The organism is Serratia sp. NPDC078593 (genome assembly GCF_050268245.1).
Lineage (GTDB): Bacteria > Pseudomonadota > Gammaproteobacteria > Enterobacterales > Enterobacteriaceae > JBNNGK01.
The window spans coordinates 23,644-40,260 of sequence record NZ_JBNNGK010000009.1; the positions used below are offsets into that span (position 1 = coordinate 23,644).

The 16,617-nt window shown below is 52.2% G+C and carries 17 protein-coding genes; 13 read left to right on the forward strand and 4 right to left on the reverse strand.

The annotated features are described in order from the left end of the window. Window positions 1-28: 28 nt before the first annotated feature. The 3 genes from ACQKDS_RS11635 to ACQKDS_RS11645 form a co-directional block, all read right to left on the reverse strand. On the reverse strand, window positions 29-757 hold the full coding sequence (locus ACQKDS_RS11635) for a thioesterase II family protein (protein WP_399670347.1): 729 nt from the start codon (window positions 755-757) through the stop codon (window positions 29-31). Further along, complete coding sequence (locus ACQKDS_RS11640; RefSeq protein WP_399670350.1) at window positions 754-2,364, reverse strand: AMP-binding protein; 1,611 nt, start codon at window positions 2,362-2,364, stop codon at window positions 754-756. Before ACQKDS_RS11640 ends, ACQKDS_RS11635 begins: the two co-directional genes overlap by 4 nt. A 291-nt stretch (window positions 2,365-2,655) precedes the next feature. Continuing rightward, window positions 2,656-2,886, reverse strand: a complete 231-nt coding sequence (locus ACQKDS_RS11645) for a hypothetical protein (RefSeq protein ID WP_399670352.1) — start codon at window positions 2,884-2,886, stop codon at window positions 2,656-2,658. Between the two features lie 136 nt (window positions 2,887-3,022). Between ACQKDS_RS11645 and ACQKDS_RS11650 the strand changes: the two genes are divergently transcribed. Together ACQKDS_RS11650 and ACQKDS_RS11655 are read left to right on the forward strand one after the other, a co-directional pair. Further along, the gene (locus tag ACQKDS_RS11650) at window positions 3,023-5,164 is read left to right on the forward strand and encodes a TonB-dependent siderophore receptor (protein WP_399670354.1); all 2,142 of its coding nucleotides are present in this window, start codon (window positions 3,023-3,025) and stop codon (window positions 5,162-5,164) included. Continuing rightward, window positions 5,164-6,333 carry an ABC transporter substrate-binding protein gene (locus tag ACQKDS_RS11655; protein ID WP_399670357.1) on the forward strand — a complete coding sequence of 390 codons (1,170 nt, stop codon included), beginning with the start codon at window positions 5,164-5,166 and terminating at the stop codon, window positions 6,331-6,333. The genes ACQKDS_RS11650 and ACQKDS_RS11655 overlap by 1 nt, the downstream gene beginning before the upstream one ends. On the opposite strand, the gene ACQKDS_RS11660 is transcribed toward ACQKDS_RS11655, so the two are convergent. Beyond that, window positions 6,308-6,916: a TetR/AcrR family transcriptional regulator gene (locus ACQKDS_RS11660; RefSeq protein WP_399670360.1), complete on the reverse strand. Its 609-nt coding sequence runs from the start codon at window positions 6,914-6,916 to the stop codon at window positions 6,308-6,310. The two genes, ACQKDS_RS11655 and ACQKDS_RS11660, sit on opposite strands and share 26 nt — an antisense overlap. Window positions 6,917-7,083: 167 nt before the next feature. Here ACQKDS_RS11660 and ACQKDS_RS11665 point away from each other — a divergent pair, with 167 nt between their 5' ends. From ACQKDS_RS11665 to ACQKDS_RS11715, 11 genes are all read left to right on the forward strand, one after another. Further along, the gene (locus ACQKDS_RS11665; RefSeq protein WP_399670363.1) at window positions 7,084-8,619 is read left to right on the forward strand and encodes an MFS transporter; all 1,536 of its coding nucleotides are present in this window, start codon (window positions 7,084-7,086) and stop codon (window positions 8,617-8,619) included. A 17-nt stretch (window positions 8,620-8,636) separates the two neighbouring features. Continuing rightward, a complete protein-coding gene (locus tag ACQKDS_RS11670) occupies window positions 8,637-10,067 on the forward strand; it encodes an MmgE/PrpD family protein (protein WP_399670366.1) in 1,431 nt (476 codons plus the stop codon). 380 nt (window positions 10,068-10,447) lie between these two features. Then, the gene (locus ACQKDS_RS11675) at window positions 10,448-10,993 is read left to right on the forward strand and encodes a YfaZ family outer membrane protein (RefSeq protein WP_399670369.1); all 546 of its coding nucleotides are present in this window, start codon (window positions 10,448-10,450) and stop codon (window positions 10,991-10,993) included. A 464-nt stretch (window positions 10,994-11,457) separates the two neighbouring features. Beyond that, window positions 11,458-11,697, forward strand: a complete 240-nt coding sequence (locus ACQKDS_RS11680) for a DUF6500 family protein (RefSeq protein ID WP_399670372.1) — start codon at window positions 11,458-11,460, stop codon at window positions 11,695-11,697. 328 nt (window positions 11,698-12,025) lie between these two features. Beyond that, complete coding sequence (locus ACQKDS_RS11685) at window positions 12,026-12,484, forward strand: DMT family transporter (protein ID WP_399670375.1); 459 nt, start codon at window positions 12,026-12,028, stop codon at window positions 12,482-12,484. Window positions 12,485-12,493: 9 nt separating this feature from the next. After that, the gene (locus ACQKDS_RS11690; RefSeq protein WP_399670378.1) at window positions 12,494-12,937 is read left to right on the forward strand and encodes a DMT family transporter; all 444 of its coding nucleotides are present in this window, start codon (window positions 12,494-12,496) and stop codon (window positions 12,935-12,937) included. After that, window positions 12,927-14,108, forward strand: a complete 1,182-nt coding sequence (locus ACQKDS_RS11695) for a questin oxidase family protein (RefSeq protein WP_399670381.1) — start codon at window positions 12,927-12,929, stop codon at window positions 14,106-14,108. Before ACQKDS_RS11690 ends, ACQKDS_RS11695 begins: the two co-directional genes overlap by 11 nt. Before the next feature lie 12 nt (window positions 14,109-14,120). Continuing rightward, window positions 14,121-14,537, forward strand: a complete 417-nt coding sequence (locus tag ACQKDS_RS11700) for an NUDIX domain-containing protein (RefSeq protein ID WP_399670384.1) — start codon at window positions 14,121-14,123, stop codon at window positions 14,535-14,537. Between the two features lie 155 nt (window positions 14,538-14,692). Beyond that, window positions 14,693-15,343: a uracil phosphoribosyltransferase gene (gene upp, locus ACQKDS_RS11705; RefSeq protein ID WP_399670387.1), complete on the forward strand. Its 651-nt coding sequence runs from the start codon at window positions 14,693-14,695 to the stop codon at window positions 15,341-15,343. Between the two features lie 61 nt (window positions 15,344-15,404). Continuing rightward, on the forward strand, window positions 15,405-15,629 hold the full coding sequence (gene pptA / locus ACQKDS_RS11710) for a tautomerase PptA (RefSeq protein WP_399670390.1): 225 nt from the start codon (window positions 15,405-15,407) through the stop codon (window positions 15,627-15,629). A gap of 63 nt (window positions 15,630-15,692) precedes the next feature. Next, complete coding sequence (locus ACQKDS_RS11715) at window positions 15,693-16,367, forward strand: HAD family hydrolase (protein WP_399670393.1); 675 nt, start codon at window positions 15,693-15,695, stop codon at window positions 16,365-16,367. Window positions 16,368-16,617 lie beyond the last annotated feature (250 nt).

Genomic DNA, 16,617 nt, shown 5'->3' on the forward strand with positions numbered 1-16,617 from the left:
CCATAACGTTGACGAACGAACCAGCGCATTAGTGCATCAGCTGGCGTAAAAATGCGGAGGTATCCCGCATGAAGTAAAAATGATCGCCCGGTAAAAACTCAACTTGGCTGTTGGCGTGCTCTTTTTGCCAGTGCAATAGCGACGACTTGCTGACTAAAGGATCGCTATCACCGCCGATAATACGCAGCGCGATATCAGGCAACGGCAGAGCCGCCAAGTGGGCCAGCAACTGTAAGTCCTGTAAAATAAGCTGGGCGACTATGGGACGGGTGAGATCATCCAGTGCCAGATCGCCACTGTTTTCACTGAAGGTCAGGATGTGCGCCAAAAGCGTCTGGCGCTGGCTTTCTTGTTGCAGATGCTGGAGTTCAGACGGTGTGCGCTGTGCCGACAACACGGTTTTGGCCTGGAAACGCGAATCACGCAGTGCAGCGGCAACCTGCATCGCCAATAGCGCTCCCATGCTATGACCAAACATCACGATCGGCGCGATACCCAGCGATGAACGCAACGCATTCGCACAGGCGTCAATGGCCTGTTGTGCCGTCTCCCATGCCGATTCGGCATGCCGTTCTTCACGCCCGGGATAGTGCAAGATGAACAAATCCACATCGTCCGGTAATCCATCACGCCAATGTTGATAGAAAGATGCGCTGCCGCCGGCATGTGGGAATACCACCAATTGCTTGGTCACCGGTGCGCTAAACGCGCGGCTGAGCCGAAGCACGCAACCATTGTGATGACTTAACATCGTCATAGATTCAGCCCCGCTGCGTTCTCTAGGTTAAGCTGACGCTGCCCACGCAATCTTTCGCGCAGCGCCAGACGATCGATCTTGCCGATGCCTTTCATCGGAATAGCATCAACAATCAGCAACTTTTCTGGCGCTTTGAATGCGGCTAATCCCTGCTGTTCAAAGAAGCGCCGCAGGACACCCAACGTTAACGAATCATCACGGCAGGTGACAAACAGACAGGCTACCTCGCCGTACAGTGCATCCTCTATGCCCACGCAGGCTGCCCGTATCACCGATGGATGCTGTTCCGCCAACGCTTCGATTTCACTAGGGCTGAACTTCTCTCCCCCCCGGTTGATAGCATCATTGACCCGCCCATCGATGAAAACGTTGCCTGCTTCGTCGACATGGGCCAAATCACCGGTGCGATAGAAACCGTCCGAGGTGAAGGCCGTCAGGTTTGCCTGCGGATTTTGGTAGTATTCGGTCAGGGTGTAAGGGCCGCGGGTGATAAGTTCCCCCGATTGCCCAACGGGTAATTCGCGGCCGGCGTCATCAACAATCAGCACTTCATCATCAGGGCTAAGCGGCCGTCCTTGCGAGCGAAAACGCAGCGTATCGTCGTCATTCAATGCGTTAAAACACAGCAGCCCCTCACTCATGCCGTAACATTGCTGTAGGGTAATACCGAGGATGCGTGAAGAGGTGGCAGCCAGCGCAGGCGATACCCGTGCGCCACCTACCTGCACATGCCACAATGACGCGATGTTGCGCGGTAAGCGTTGTTGTTGCTCGCTCCATTGCGCCAGCAAGGCTGGCACCAGCGTGGTATGCGTCACTCCGCAACGCTCAATCACCTCCAGCGCTATTTCTGCCGAGGGCGCATCAGCCAGCGCAACTGCCCCACCGCGCGAGAGCGTTCCTAGGATCCCTGGGCAGTTAATCACGAATCCGTGCGAAACCGGCATAGCCGCAAAGTAAACCGTTTTGCTATCTACGGCGAATACATCACTACCGCAGTCAATCATATAACTGTACCCGCCGTTCTTGCGGGCAATAGCCTTAGGTAAGCCCGTGGTGCCGCTTGAAAGCAACATCATCGCCGTATCATCTGGCGTTAGCGTAACGGCATCAAGTTCAGGGGCGGGTGTAAGCGGCGTACAGAAATTCTGTAAGTTGAGGTAACGGGTATCATGGCCTGCATCGTCATAATCCTCGGCCAACACCACATCAATATTCAGACCCGTGGTAATCAAATGCTGTAGGACGGAGAGAGGGCTATAGCGGCGGGTACAGCGCTGTAGCGCAATGACTTTAGGCTCGGTCAAATGCAGGATGTGATGCAGTTCTTTTTCACGATAAGAGGGCAATATCGGCACCGGAATAGCGCCTCGCATCATCGTCGCCAGCATCAGCACAACGGCCTCACGCGTGTTGCGCAGTTGATAAGCGACGCGATCGCCCTTTTCGATACCCAACTGGCGTAAACGCATCACCGTCGAAGCGACGGCGCTGTGCAGCCAGTAATAATCATAAAACTCACCGTTTTCATAAAGCGCGGGACGTGTCGTATGTTGACGCAGGGCGCGCAACATACGCTGATTGATTGAATCCTCAGCAGTAACCATAGCGACTCCGTAATGAATTAACTAATTGTTTTATTTGAAAATTTAAATAAAAATTCGCTAAACAAACAGCCTGTTGACACCGCATTGAACGATGTTCTCATCTCTACACTGGCTCACAATGAAAACTAAGTGGATTCACAACAATGTTATTTTTCTGCTCGCCATAAAACATCTTGACCGACCGTCAGTCAATAAATTTGCAATGAATTATTTGTTGAAATTATGATTATTAGACCAGCATCAAATAATTAAAATTTGTTAAATCAATTAATTGGGCACGTCTGATAAAATTCATTTTGCTTGTCTCATTTTTTCAATTAGCTCATCTAATGAATAATCATGCGCTCCCCATAACGATAGCGAGACATCACAGCGCGCTTTCAACCCCGTTTGAAGGGCAACCGTCTCCGCAGAACTCAACGCGAGATCCTGGCGTAATTGCCAACTCCCATCTGCGTCTTGCAACACATTTTCGGGTATGCCGAGCTCAACCAACAGTGCCAACAAATCTGTAAACGTCATGATCATTTTATCCAATCGTTAAATGGTATTGATAATTATTCACATTGACCGCCAGTCGGTCAATGTGTATTTTATCGCTACGTTGTTGCACAGGGTTTCGCCTCACCGGTCAAGATCCATTCAAGGAGGGATTGTTGTGAACTCACTTAACGGATTTCGCTCACGCTACGGCGGCATCTGGACGTTGGCGCTGGGTTTATCCCCTCTTGCCGCATTAGCCGCGCCAGAAGAAACGATGCTAGTGACCGGTTCCGACCAGCAAACGGGTGAGACGTTACCCGGCTACGTGGTCAGCCAAACGACGGTCGCAACAAAAACCTCATCACCGCTTATCGCCGTACCGCAATTTGTGTCAGCGGTGAATCGCCAGCAGATAGATATACAAGCTGCAAACACCGTCAGTCAGGCGCTGCGCTATAGCGCCGGCGTGGCAGTGGAACGTTTTGGTGCCTTTTCAAGCGGCGTCGATTTTGGCCGCATGCGCGGCTTCGAGGCGGATTACTATTTGGATGGCCTGCGCGTCATTGGCAATACCGGCATTTGGGGGCCGCAAATTGAAGCTTGGGGATTGGAAAGCGTGGAAGTGCTGCATGGGCCTTCATCGACCCTATATGGTCAGGGCGGAGCGGGCGGGGTAATCAGTATGCGTTCCCGACGCCCTTCCGCGACAACATCGAACCAACTGAAATTGGAAATGGGTAATAACCAGACGCGATCGCTCAGCCTCGATACCACCAGCGCATTGACCGATGACGAGCAATGGCTGTATCGCTTTGATGGGTTGGCGGCTACCCGTGGTTCGCAGATCGAAAACACCAAACAGCAACGTCTCTACCTTGCACCTTCGCTAAGTTGGCAACCTAACGATCGCACTCACTGGACACTACTGACACACTACCTGCGCGAACCGAAATCTGGTTACTACAATACGTTACCTGCGCAGGTGCTAGGTTTATTGCCCAACCCACGCGGCAAAGTCGACACCCACCAAAATTACAGTAACCCGGCACATGAGCATTCCAGCCGCACGCAATATGACGTCACCTCGCTGCTAGAAATCCGCATGGGCGATCGCTGGCAATTAAAACAGAATTTGCGCTACGCCCATGTCGATTCCGCCGTACGCCGCGACTTCACCCGTGCAATAACGCCCGATGCACAACAATTAACCGCCGTTTATCAGGACGCGCCCAGTCAGGCCGATAGCCTGGCGTTGGATAATCAAGTGATTGCCGAGCTCACAACCGGCCCAATCCACCATCAGATCTTAAGCGGACTGGACTACCAAACCGGCAAACTCGATAAAGATCTTTGGGTATCGCAAACCGTCACGTTCGATCCTTGGTCCACGCATTATCGCCCCATCTTTGAGCCGTCTCCGGCTGCGAAAAGCTCGACGACACAGCGTTTTCATCGGGTTGGCGTATACAGCCAGGATGCATTGCAATGGAACGGCTGGCACTTGCTGGTGGGGGGTAGGCACGACTGGTCACGGATCCGCACGCATAACAATCTGGCCGCCACCCATACGCAAACCAATGACACCGCTTGGAGCTATCGCGCCGGTCTGAGTTATCCCTTTGATAACGGCCTGGCACCTTGGGTAAGCACGTCAACCGCTTTTGATCCGTTGACCGGCACCAATGCCGATGGCGCCCCGTTCAAACCGACCCACTCTACGCAATACGAAGCGGGGATGAAGTTTCAGCCGCCCGGCAGCGCGATGATGACCAGTCTGGCGTTGTATCAACTGACCCAGCGCGATGTGAATACCATTGATCCGTTAAATCCCAGCTACTACACCCAGACAGGCGAAGTACGTTCACGCGGGATGGAAATAGAATCCCGAGCCGCGTTAAGCCATAACCTAAATCTGATGCTGGCTTATGCCTGGGTAAACAATGTTGTCACCTCCGCGACCGACAGCACGCAAGGCCGCCATCCGGTCGGCGTACCGGCTCAAACCGGCTCGCTGTGGCTGGATTACCGTATTCATCAAGGTGCATTGCGCGGGCTTGTGCTCGGCGGTGGCGCGCGCTACCTGGGATCGAGCTGGGGCGATGGCACTAATACCTTTAAGGTTCCTGCAACCTGGCTTGGCGACGTAGCACTACGTTACTCGCCGGGCGCGTGGGATCCGCGTTTATATGCTCTCGAACTGGGTCTGACGGTGAATAACGTGACCAACAAATCTTACGTCGCCAGTTGTACCAGCGCTCCCTACTGTAGCATTGGCATTGAGCGTAGCATTGTTGGCTCGGTCAGTTGGTATTTTTGATGCAAAGACGTCACTTCATTCAGGCGCTGGGGGCGTTGGCGCTACTCTCTTCGATGCGAGCACTACGCGCTCAGGCTAACAGCCAGGTAGTGACCGATATCGCCGGTCGTCAGGTAACGCTGCGCTATCCGCTGCGGCGCATTTTTTTGGCGGAAGGTAACCTGTTCTATACCGTGGCGGCTCTGAATCCGGCCGCGCCCAGCGAAAAACTGATCGGATGGCGCGATAATTTCCGCACGGCCGATCTCGACAGCTATCAGCTCTACTGCCGCTATTTCCCTGAACTGGCTCAATTGCCCACCTTTGCTGGCGTGCAACAAATGCAATTTAATCTGGAAGGCCTTATTGCGCTGCGGCCAGAGGTTATGGTGCTCAATCTGAATACCCGGCTCGCCGTCGAGGGCAATGGGCTGATGAACAGGTTAACGGCGGCGGGCATTCCCGTCGTCTTTGTCGATATGAGCATCGATTTAATACGTAACAGCGCGCGCAGCCTTGCCATCATGGGACAACTGTTTGACCGCCCACAACGGGCGGCCAGCCTAATCCGCTTTCGCCAACGGCAGCTAGACCACATTGCGAACACGCTGGCAAAGCATAAGCCGACTCGCCCGCGGATCATGATGGAGCGCGCCGCCGGTTTATACGACGATTGCTGTCTTTCGTGGGGCAACGGGAACTACGGTGAAATGGTGGATTGCGCCGGTGGCGTCAATGTGGCCGGGGAACATATCCACAGCGTTTACGGTGCGCTCAGTCAAGAAATGGTCATCGCTTCTCATCCTGACAAGATTGTGGTGACCGGCAGTAATTGGAGCCAGTATTCGCCCAACGGCGACTGGGTCAATCTTGGCCCCGGCGCCGATCTGGCGCTAGCTCAACAACGGTTGAGGGCATTGATGCAACGTCCGGCTTATCGTACCTTGCACGCCGCATTCAGCGGGCAGGCCTATGCCATTTGGCATCCGTTTTACGACCACCCGTTTAACTTTGTTGCCATTGAGCGGTTAGCCGCGTGGTTTCATCCTGAGCTGTTTCACGCACTCAACCCGGAGGCAACGTTGGCAGAGCTGTTTACCCGCTACCTGCCTATCCCCTACCAGCCAGGCTACTGGGTAGCGCTAAACTCCGCCGCAGCCACGTCTACCGACACCCCAGTAAATACATGAATTGTTGCGCCAGCGCTGCACCCAGCGTATTGCGGTCGGCGTTAGGGTTGACCATAACGTCATCAACCGCGCCATGCATACCGTGGTACATCAGGATGGCGGTTAAATGTGGGTTAGCCAACTGCCAGGCTCCCGCGGCAGCCCCTTGGTTCAAAATCGTCAGGATCTGATCCAATACTGCATCGCGATCTTGGTTACCCCGGGTGTGGTAATGATGATCGTGATAGAGCGCGTCATGCAACGCCATGCCTTCCAAATAGGTCGCAACCCCGGCATCGCACCAGGCGCACAGACGGGCTATCCAATCATTCGGTGGGCATGCGTCAATGGCTTGTTGGATCTGTTCGATAAAATGTTTGGTAAAGCGTATGCGCAATGCAGACAATATTTCATTCTTGGACGGAAAATAATGATAGAAAGTCCCCTTGGCAACCTGTGCGTCACGCACAATATCGCTGATGGTCGTCGCCTCGAATCCTTTCTCAATAAATAGCTTCTGTGCTGCGTCCATCAGCTCATCCAACCGCACTTCCGCGGGTTTGGTACGCGGCTGCGTCTCTTGCGTTTTTTGTTTTATTTTCATCTTAACATCCACTGGTAGCCCAACGGTCATCGTAACCAATGTTGTCGCCATTGACTAGATAACCTGCAGCGGCGAGATCAATACACCCGCAATTGACCGACGGTCAGTCATAATATAAAGTGAGAATAGTTTTCACTATCATCATTGATTGTTCGAGGAGAAGCTTTATGTCCGGAATGCGCAGGATCTCGCTGGTCACCGCCATTTGTCTGGGAACCTTTATGGCTTCGCTAGACATCAGCATCGTCAATGTGGCGTTGCCCACAATGCTGGAGTCATTACAAACGGATATGTCAGGCTTACAGTGGGTGGTTGATGCTTATGCGCTTTGCCTTTCGGCGTTGATCCTTTCCTCTGGTCCACTCGGCGATCGTTTCGGTCGTAAACGTATCTGGTTGTATGGCGTCGCACTGTTCACGTTAGGATCGATCGTTTGCGCGTTTGCCACCAGCCTCAGCATGTTATTAATCGGCAGGATGATCCAAGGGATCGCCGGTGCAGCCGTGATACCCGGCGCCCTATCGCTACTCACACACGCTTTTCCAGAAGAACAGCAACGTACACGCGCCATCGGTATTTGGTCATCCGTTAATGCCCTTTCGCTGGTCGTGGGCCCGGTCCTCGGCGGCATGTTGGTGCATACCACCGGCTGGCCCGGCATTTTCTGGATCAATATTCCGGTGGGGATCATCGCCTTAGTATTGGGCGGTTGGGGGATCAAGGAAAGTGCACATCCAGAACAGGCGGCACTCGATCCGATCGGTCAGGGCTTGAGCATTCTGTGGCTGGGAGCGTTGACCTACGGCCTGATCGCCGCTGGCGAGTTCGGCTGGCACAGCGCATTATCACGCTTCCCGCTGTATGCCGCCCTGGCTCTGTTCGCGCTGTTTATTTGGGTCGAAATGCGGGTTAAGCGTCCGCTGCTGCAACTAAATCTGTTCCGCAAAGCCGACTTTACTGGATATAACTGCGCCTCTTTCGTGCTCGGTTTTTCATCTTACAGCAGCGTCTTTTTCGTCTCGCTGTTCCTGCAACAAGCGCAGGGATGGAGCCCCGCCGCTACCGGCTGGCGTATGGCACCAGAGTTTCTGGCTATGGCGTTGGCAGCCTCGGGTTTTGGTCGTCTTTCCGCCCGGCTGAGTGTCAATTCGCTGATGATTGCCGGATACGGTTTTATCGGTATCGCGCTGCTGCTGCTCACTCAGTTACAGGCAGACTCAACCTACCCTATCGTCGCCGCCTATCTGGCACTACTGGGGCTTGGCATGGGGCTGGCAATGCCCGCCACCAGCGCGTTGGTGATGCGTACCGTCGAACCGCAACGATCTGGCATGGCTTCAGCGACGATGAATGCCTTACGGCAAACCGGTATGACACTCGGCATCGCGCTGTTAGGCACCTTGATGAGCATGAAAGCGGTAAATGTCTTGACCGTTTCATTGCAAGCTCAAGGCGTTGAAACGCCGCTTAACATCGCGCGGGCGGCCATCATTGAACAACAGCAGATCGTCAGTGCACCGTTGGATGCTGAGCGGCTACAGACACTTACGCATAACGCCTTTGCTGGCGGCTTTGGCGTCGCAATGCTTTGGGCCGGTTTGCTTAGCATCGCAATGACCGTTTGGCTGCTGATTATGCTCCATCCACGTTTCCGCCTCCATACGCATTCGCAAACTACGGTGCTGGGTAAATCACAAGAGTGACATGAGGGAAGAATAATATGACGCAAGTACAACCCGATCCGATTGAAGCGCTGGTCGATTTTGCCACACAGGTGGATGCCTGCATGGTGCCACCGTCGGTATTGGCATTTCAATGCAAACGCCTGATGGATAATTTGGGCTGCCTGGCGGCCGGTTACGCGCAGAGCGGCGTTGAGGCTGCATTAACCTTGGCAAGACGCTGGAGCAGCTGCGAAGAAGCGCGGATCATCGGCTCGCAAGAGCGGCTTGCCGCACCACAGGCAGCATTCGTCAATGCGGTTCGCGCCCGGGCACTCGACTACTGCGACGTGCTATCACCCGGCTGGCATCCCAGTTCCTCAGATATTCCGATAGCGCTAGCGGCGGCGGAACTTACCGGAGCTTCTGGGTTGGATATGTTGGCCGCACTGGCTGTTGGGCAAGATGTTGCGCAACGTATTAATCTGGCCGCACAAGCCAACGGTTTTTTCTATCGTGGCTTCGACTCCAATATTCTTGGGTTGTTTTCCGGTGCGGTGATCGCCGCGCGTCTGCTGCGGCTCGATCGCCGGGCCTTTGCCGATGCCGTCGGGTTAGCCTTCGACTTTGGTATCGGAACCTTCCAGCATTATCAGGATAAAACGCTGGCGGTACGCATCGGACAAGGATTGGTGGCGCGCCACGCTCTGGAAGCCGCGTTACTGGCGCAGGCCGGGATTAGCGGCCCCAAACGGGTACTCAGCGGCGAGAACGGTTTTTTTAACCTCTATGCGCCGGGCAAACCCGATCTCTCATTACTGACTCATCAGCTTGGCGTAACGTTTCACGGGGAAGAGGCGACCTGCTTCAAACTCTATCCGCATTGCAGTATCCTACTGGCGCTGACTGAAACGCTGCTGAATGCCGGTCTGCACTGCCGCTTACCCCACCTTGAACACGCTAAAATCAGTTTGCACGCCTCCCCCACGATGCGCATGGTTTGCGGAGCACCGTACGAACCGCAGAATACGGCCGAAATTGATGCCCAATTCAGCGCACGTTACGTGATTGCCAACGCGCTGTTACGCGGCCGCGCCAGCGCGCAGGAGTTTAACGCACAATCGGCAACCGATCCTGAGGTCGTCGCGCTGGCACAACGTATTGCGATCCATGAACAACCCGCTTTTGAGCGCTTCGATCGTTTTGAACTGCACATTGAACCGCGACAGGGAGAAACGCTGAGGCTGGCGGCTGAGTTTGGCCGCGGCTGGCCGGAAAACCCCGCGGGTATGCAAGACATACGCGAAAAATTTCTGCAGTGTTGCGCGCAATCCCCCTGCCGCAGCATGCGGGAAAATGCACAGCGCTTAATATACTGCATTGAGGAATTGATTGAAGCCCCTACACTCGAGCCACTACTGAGCGCGCTGACCGAGCACGATCGCCCGACCAATAAAAGCCTTGATGCAAACAATCTAGCCATCAACTAAGCACACTGTATGGCGTGGCAGACGCTCTGCCACGCTAATGAAACGTCGCTTGCGCGCCCTCGCTTTAACAATGATGGTACTACTCATCTCTTACTCACTACGCAACAGTGCGCCGACTTGTACTCGGGTGGGTTTCCCTTACGGTAGCAATCTGTGTCAAGGTGTCTGCTCCTTGTTGAGCGGTTGAGCCGTCACGCTGTGACGGTTTCAGTAACGTTTGCACGTTTAAACTGGCAGGAGACGCTTAATCAAGAACGAAACATCACACAGACCTATTGACGGCCGCTTTCACGAGGGGTAGCGCTGATACGGCGGTTTCTCTCTCTGCATTCACCCGGTGTTGCGTGGTAGTATGACTCACTTTTTTTAGGAGGTTTAAAATGAATTTTATGCTTAAAGTCTGCCCACTTGCCCTTATTTTAGCGTCAAGCTCAGCGTTTGCCGTCGGTTTCACCAGTGAGGTCGGTAAATCTTATACTAACTTTGACTTGGAAATGGGCAAAAGCTCTTCTGGTCTTTATGTGCAAAGTAACTGGACCAAAAACGTCAAAGACGGTACTCAGGTCGGTGGTGCTGGCGTAGGTTATAACTTGGGGCTGGGGCCTTTAACGCTTAATGTGGGCGCTAAGGCATTGTATATCAACCCTAAAAAGGGTGATAACGGGGTTGCTTTCCCAATCGGCGGTGGCATTGCGTACAACGTTACCGATAGCATCGCCGTCTTTGGTGAAGGTTATTCAGCGCCAGAAGGCTTGAACAACAGTGTTAAAAACTACGTTGAAGCCAACGGTGGCGTGAGCTGGCAGCCTATCCCTCTGCTGACGGTTAAAGCGGGCTATCGCTATGCTGCCGTTGATGGTAAAGATGGCCGCCCGAGTAGCACGCTGATCGACGGCCCTTACGTTGGCGCTGGCGTCACCTTCTAAATAGCCAGGATCAGGTCGGCCTGGCCTCGTTCAGAATGACGCAACGTGCCAACCTATTCGCCGCCACAAATGGGGTTTCTGATAGGTTGGCCGTTACCCCACCGGCGGCAAAAGAGTGTTGATACCTCCCCTGCGCCATCAGCGTTTAATGTGTGCCACGCAGTACTCTTGTTCTGATCCCTGATGCTAAGCAACGCTGCGCTCTTACTCACAACACACTATCATATATTTGCTTTATGATTGTCATGTCGCTTGCTCTGTGCTTACTGGAGCACAAAGGCGATCAATAACACACGGCGAACAGAGTAGAATCTCTGCTCTAATTGCGACACGATGCCAGCAATTTGCATGGGTTATCTTCTTTATCCCCCTCTGCATCGATGCAAAACACACAAACCGTGGCTAATGATTTAGCCTGTTGAGCCAATCCTGCAAAGCCACGCGGCTTAACATAGAAAGCGAATATGAGAGCCAGTCTAAGAGAGAAAATTGTTAAGACGTGTGAAGCCAAAATTGCGGCTAAAGGTAATGACGTGGGTCTGTCATTCTATGCCTTTTTTGCCAACAAAAATGATGATCCTGTTTTACTGATGGAGGTTGCACATTGGTGGATCATGGAGATGAAACTCGACCACTTCGAGAAGGCTGAAAAAATAAAGTCGCTGGTGTTGGCTATCTCGACATCGTCCGCAAAACAAACCTGAGCCCGACGGCGCCCCCTAGCAAACGGCACTCCAGTTGCCTTGGCAACGGCTACAAATACGCGGGCTGCTGAATGGACAGCCCACGTTACGGTTCTCGAAATGCCGACGCCCGTTTGGCCACGACGCCTCCCCCGTCAAGACCCACGGGTGAAACTCACCATCAAAGAATTGTTAAGAAATGTTTAACTTGCTGTTGACTTAGTGTATCAGTGAGCGTATTTTTTTTGCCAATTCTACGCGTACAGCGATCACGGAAATAGTCATCACGTTGGGCATTATCGTGACGGTAATATCACTTTGGTGATTTTTAATACATAGGTTTTAAATCGTGATAGGTAATTTAAAGAATATTTTTATCGCTATTCTCAGTGGCTTTTTTCTTACCTTAATGTTTCAAGCCAACAGTGCCCTGTCTGAGAATACAACGCCCGTTGTTGCCTCCTGGGTCGCACACGGTATTGGCATGGTGGTTTCACTGCTGCTTATTATCTTGTTTGTTAAAAAAAAACCGCAAACGTTGAATAATCAACAACAAAAAATACCGAAGTGGCTATATTTCGGTGGGATACCCGGCGCATTTACCGTAATTTTAGCTACGATGGCAATGAACGGCGGTATTCCTCTCTCCAGCACGATTTCTCTTGGCTTAGTCGGCCAGTTGTTATTCGGATTTTTTGCCGATCACTTTGGTTTATTTGGTTCACAAAAACGCAGGCTGACGCGCCGAAATTTCGCAATTCTAGCGCTAATTATGTCCGGTTGTTTTCTTATTATTTATAGCCTCTAGGATATATCCATGCACTCGCTTATTTTTATTGCGTTATTGAACGGTATGATGATCAGTTCTGCCCGCGTGATTAACGGGCAGTTGAGTTCTACTATCGGCGCTTTTCGCACCTCTTTGTGGAACCACTCCGTCGGCTTTTTATTTTTGACCTTGATGGTCGCCCTCTTTTATTGGCAGCAATTAAACCTATTTCATTGGTCGATGGTTCCAGCCTATGCATGGATCGGCGGTGGGTGTGGCGCATTGTTTGTCGCAACCAGCAGCTATGTATTTCCCAAAATGGGCGCGCTTAATACCTCCGTATTAATTATTGGCGGACAGATGTTTTCTGCGGTGTTATTTGATGTGATTAGCCAAGGTGGCGGCTATCATCTTATCCGGCTGTTGGGCGTAGGGCTGATAACCCTCGGGATCATCCTATCGACATTAGAGAAATATCATCATGATAAATAAGCTGTTAGCAGATCAACAATACGATATCGAATTCAACGGCCATTTAACCAATCATGTCAAACATGCGGTGATTGCTTTGGCAGGCTTGGGTGTCGCGGAACAACGTATTGTCTGGTACTACCAACGCTACGCCAAGATGACGCCTTACGGCATGGGGCTGGAACCACCAAGAGCCGCCAAGCACCAGATTGACGCGACAAACTGGCGCAGCCTATTGGGAAAACGTAGCAGCTTCAGTGCCTATCGTGATTTTTTCCTGCAAGCGCTACGCCAACACGGGCGAGAAAAAACCCTGGCGACCTATATGCCAGAGCTGCTCGCCGGTTGGGTTGGCTCACTGACGCACGGCACCATTCATCTGGGTTGGGCATTGTTGGTCGAACATGAAGAGATGATCGCCGAAGGTCTGGCGTATATGGCTTACTCTTATGTGCCATGCCATGGCCATCGCGCCCAGCCTGATACACAATGCCAAGAAACGACGGCTTTCGACTCTATTTTGCGCTTAGCGCACCACTGGCAAGCGCATCGAGAAGAGATGCTGGCATGGCAGACGGCGGCCATTGAAACGCCTGCCGCCGAAATCACAGCCTGCATTCATCCCGAACTGCAGCGTTCCGGTCTGCAATACCGCATTGCCTGTGTGCTGTATTTGGGGCATGAGGAAATTTATCGCCAACCCGCCTGGCTGACGAATCAACCTTCGGAGCTGGCTTGGTCGCAACTCTATCAGGCGGTTACGCTGATCTATTTGAGCAAACCGGGGAACTTCCTGCTATTGCACCTGTTGACGTCGCTGCTGGCGATGGAGCAAATCGCCAAATACTTACCTGAGAAAGATGTGCAGAACGTGTTGAATTGTTATTGGGTCGGTATGCAATGCATGTTGTTTGCTACCAATAATTTGGCGCAACCCGATAAGTTAGCCGCTCTCCAGCAGATTTATGCCAACAGTCATGACGACATCGACGATCCGCTCTGGGAGCGCGAATGGCAACAACTCACCGCGCGTGCGGTAGAGGAAGAAGAAGAACATAATCCCAAATTAGTTTATGTGATGAAGCGCTTGTGGCTGCGCACAAGATGCAGCCTGTATCGCGCGGCTGCACACCAGTTTACCGCCACGCCTGAATTGCCGCCGTCGTTTGAACACGCGCCAAATCTGGATTAAGAGACAAATAATATGCACAGTGCCCCAACCGCAAAAATTATCGATAAATTAGGCTGGATTTATATCCAAGATAAAAAAATCCTGATGGCACGTTCACATAATAAGAGCGCTTATTATATTCCCGGCGGTAAACGTGAGGCGGGAGAAAGTGATAACGACGCGTTAATCAGAGAAATAAAAGAAGAACTCTCCGTGGCATTAATCAGCGACAGCATCACGCCAATGGGCGAATTTCAAGGGCAAGCGGACGGCAAAACCGCGGGGGTGTGGGTTAATATTCGCTGTTTCAGCGCCGCATTTAGCGGTGAAATTAAACCCGATGCAGAAATTGCCGAAGTGGCATGGCTCGATTCGACGGATGAGCACCGCTGCTCCGCCGTCGCGGTAAAAGTATTAAACGCATTAAAAGAGATGCATTTAATAAACTGAATAACTCATACGGTTCTTTTAATATTATCCGTAACGGATACCTTAAATAATTCATGTTGCAGCGCGGGCAAACGGTTGCCCTGATGCGTTTCCACGCGTCGGGGTTCCCGCCTGCGGATTAATGCGTACCGGTTAACGTTAACGAGGAGTGGTTGATGAAGCATCCTAATATCCATGTACTGCCCCCGAGTGATTACCTGACATATTTACATACCAAAATTCGAAATAATCAGGCAGAGCATGATTGCTTTGAATATTACAGCGATCAACTGTTACGCCAATTGCTGGTCAACGCCGCCGCGTTACTGCCCTATGAAAAACAGGACGTGATTACCCCGATTGGCGAAACCTATGCAGGATTAAGGTTAGCCCGTGGCGTCTGCGGTGTATCGGTTATTCGCGCCGGAGAAAGCTTTGAAGGCGAGTATCGCCGCATGTTTTCCAGCCAGCCGATAGGGAAAATACTGATCCAGCGTAATCCCGACACCAAGCAGCCCAAATATTTCTATTCTCACTTCCCTGACGATATTGCCGAACGTTCAATCTTGCTATTTGAACCGATGCTGGCCACCGGCGGTTCACTGATCATGGCGATAGAAACGCTGCAAAAGCGCGGAGTACCGGTGGAAAATATATGCGTCGTCAATGTATTGGCATCGCCAAGCGGCGTTAAACGTTTATTTGACCGCTATCCGACGATCCAATTTGTGACCTCATCGATTGAGCAAGGCTTATCAGAGCAAGCCTTTATGAAGCCGGGTATTGGTGACTTTGGTGACCGTTATTTTGGCACGCGGCACGGCTAAATCATGGCTCCCACGCGCTCCTACACTCGCACTCCCCCACCATAAGGAAACGATACGTACTATGCCACATGTAAAAATTCAGCACTTCCCCGTTTCGCTATCAGAAACGGCGCAACACACGCTCGCAGAGGACATTGCACAGGCCATAACCCGCGCATTTGGCTGCCGTGCCAATGTCGTCTCCATCGCGCTGGAAGCGGTATCGCCGGATGATTGGCAAGAGCAGGTTTATCGCCCGGAAATAGAAAATAAAAAAGACGGTTTGATTAAACAACCTAATTATTAACCACGCCCAATATCGCTACGGCTTCCAGCCCAGTGTGTATGGGATAGTAAGAAGATGGCATCCATGAAACCTCATCTTAGCGTGATTATGTTTGACCTTGACGGCACCCTGTTTGATACAGCGACGGCGATTGTTTCTGCCTTTCGCGCCACGTTTCAGCAGTTGCAGTTACCACAGCCAGCGCATGACGAACAGATTCGCGAAACGATCGGCCTGCCGTTGGAAAGCGCCTTTATGCAGCTTTTGCCGCCGGAGGCTGCCCCTCAGGCCGTCAATGACTGCGTGGCCGAGTATCTGCGGCAATTCCAGACGCTGATTTTACCCATGGCGCCCTCACTGTTATTTCCCGGCGTTGCCAGCGGGTTAGCACAGTTAAAACAATCCGGTTTTCGTCTCGCGGTCACCACCAACAAGTTCGCCCGCAGTGCGAATGCCTTATTAGCCGCGGCGGGGATTGCGACGTTGTTCGATGTCGTGGTGTGCGCAGACCAAGTTGCGAATAAAAAACCGGCGCCGGAATCGGGTGACCGCATACTGGCACACTATCGGGCCAAGGCTGAACACGCGGTGATGGTCGGTGACACCACGCACGATATTTTGATGGCACATCAGGTCGGTTGCCCGGCGATCGCCGTGGATTACGGTATTCAAAACCGTGAGGTATTAGCGGCGGCGGAACCCCAAGTTATTTTCAGCACGTTTTCAGACGTCGTGGCGTGGTGTCAGCAAAGGGCGTGAGCCAATAAACTTACGTCCCATCGTGTTGTTTCAGATGAAAATAGTCAACGCTAAAGCGTGTCGTACTTTCACGTTTATTTAGGCCTCTGTCGACATCAATACCCGACAGTCATTTTTATTTATTTAATTTGCTGGGAAGTAATTATCGACTATCGACACTGAGTGAATGACCGAGGCATTAAAACCCTGTCTAAATACGGACGTTGTTTCTCTAAAGCGCATAAGCGTTGAGAAAAATGCATAACGGAAT

Bases quoted from the DNA above. Each gene is read 5' to 3' on its own strand.
- ACQKDS_RS11635 (WP_399670347.1), bottom strand. From the start codon at position 757: ATGACGATGTTAAGTCATCACAATGGTTGCGTGCTTCGGCTCAGCCGC.
- ACQKDS_RS11640 (WP_399670350.1), bottom strand. From the start codon at position 2,364: ATGGTTACTGCTGAGGATTCAATCAATCAGCGTATGTTGCGCGCCCTG.
- ACQKDS_RS11645 (WP_399670352.1), bottom strand. From the start codon at position 2,886: ATGACGTTTACAGATTTGTTGGCACTGTTGGTTGAGCTCGGCATACCC.
- ACQKDS_RS11655 (WP_399670357.1), top strand. From the start codon at position 5,164: ATGCAAAGACGTCACTTCATTCAGGCGCTGGGGGCGTTGGCGCTACTC.
- ACQKDS_RS11660 (WP_399670360.1), bottom strand. From the start codon at position 6,916: ATGAAAATAAAACAAAAAACGCAAGAGACGCAGCCGCGTACCAAACCC.
- ACQKDS_RS11665 (WP_399670363.1), top strand. From the start codon at position 7,084: ATGTCCGGAATGCGCAGGATCTCGCTGGTCACCGCCATTTGTCTGGGA.
- ACQKDS_RS11670 (WP_399670366.1), top strand. From the start codon at position 8,637: ATGACGCAAGTACAACCCGATCCGATTGAAGCGCTGGTCGATTTTGCC.
- ACQKDS_RS11675 (WP_399670369.1), top strand. From the start codon at position 10,448: ATGAATTTTATGCTTAAAGTCTGCCCACTTGCCCTTATTTTAGCGTCA.
- ACQKDS_RS11680 (WP_399670372.1), top strand. From the start codon at position 11,458: ATGAGAGCCAGTCTAAGAGAGAAAATTGTTAAGACGTGTGAAGCCAAA.
- ACQKDS_RS11690 (WP_399670378.1), top strand. From the start codon at position 12,494: ATGCACTCGCTTATTTTTATTGCGTTATTGAACGGTATGATGATCAGT.
- ACQKDS_RS11695 (WP_399670381.1), top strand. From the start codon at position 12,927: ATGATAAATAAGCTGTTAGCAGATCAACAATACGATATCGAATTCAAC.
- ACQKDS_RS11700 (WP_399670384.1), top strand. From the start codon at position 14,121: ATGCACAGTGCCCCAACCGCAAAAATTATCGATAAATTAGGCTGGATT.
- upp (WP_399670387.1), top strand. From the start codon at position 14,693: ATGAAGCATCCTAATATCCATGTACTGCCCCCGAGTGATTACCTGACA.
- pptA (WP_399670390.1), top strand. From the start codon at position 15,405: ATGCCACATGTAAAAATTCAGCACTTCCCCGTTTCGCTATCAGAAACG.
- ACQKDS_RS11715 (WP_399670393.1), top strand. From the start codon at position 15,693: ATGAAACCTCATCTTAGCGTGATTATGTTTGACCTTGACGGCACCCTG.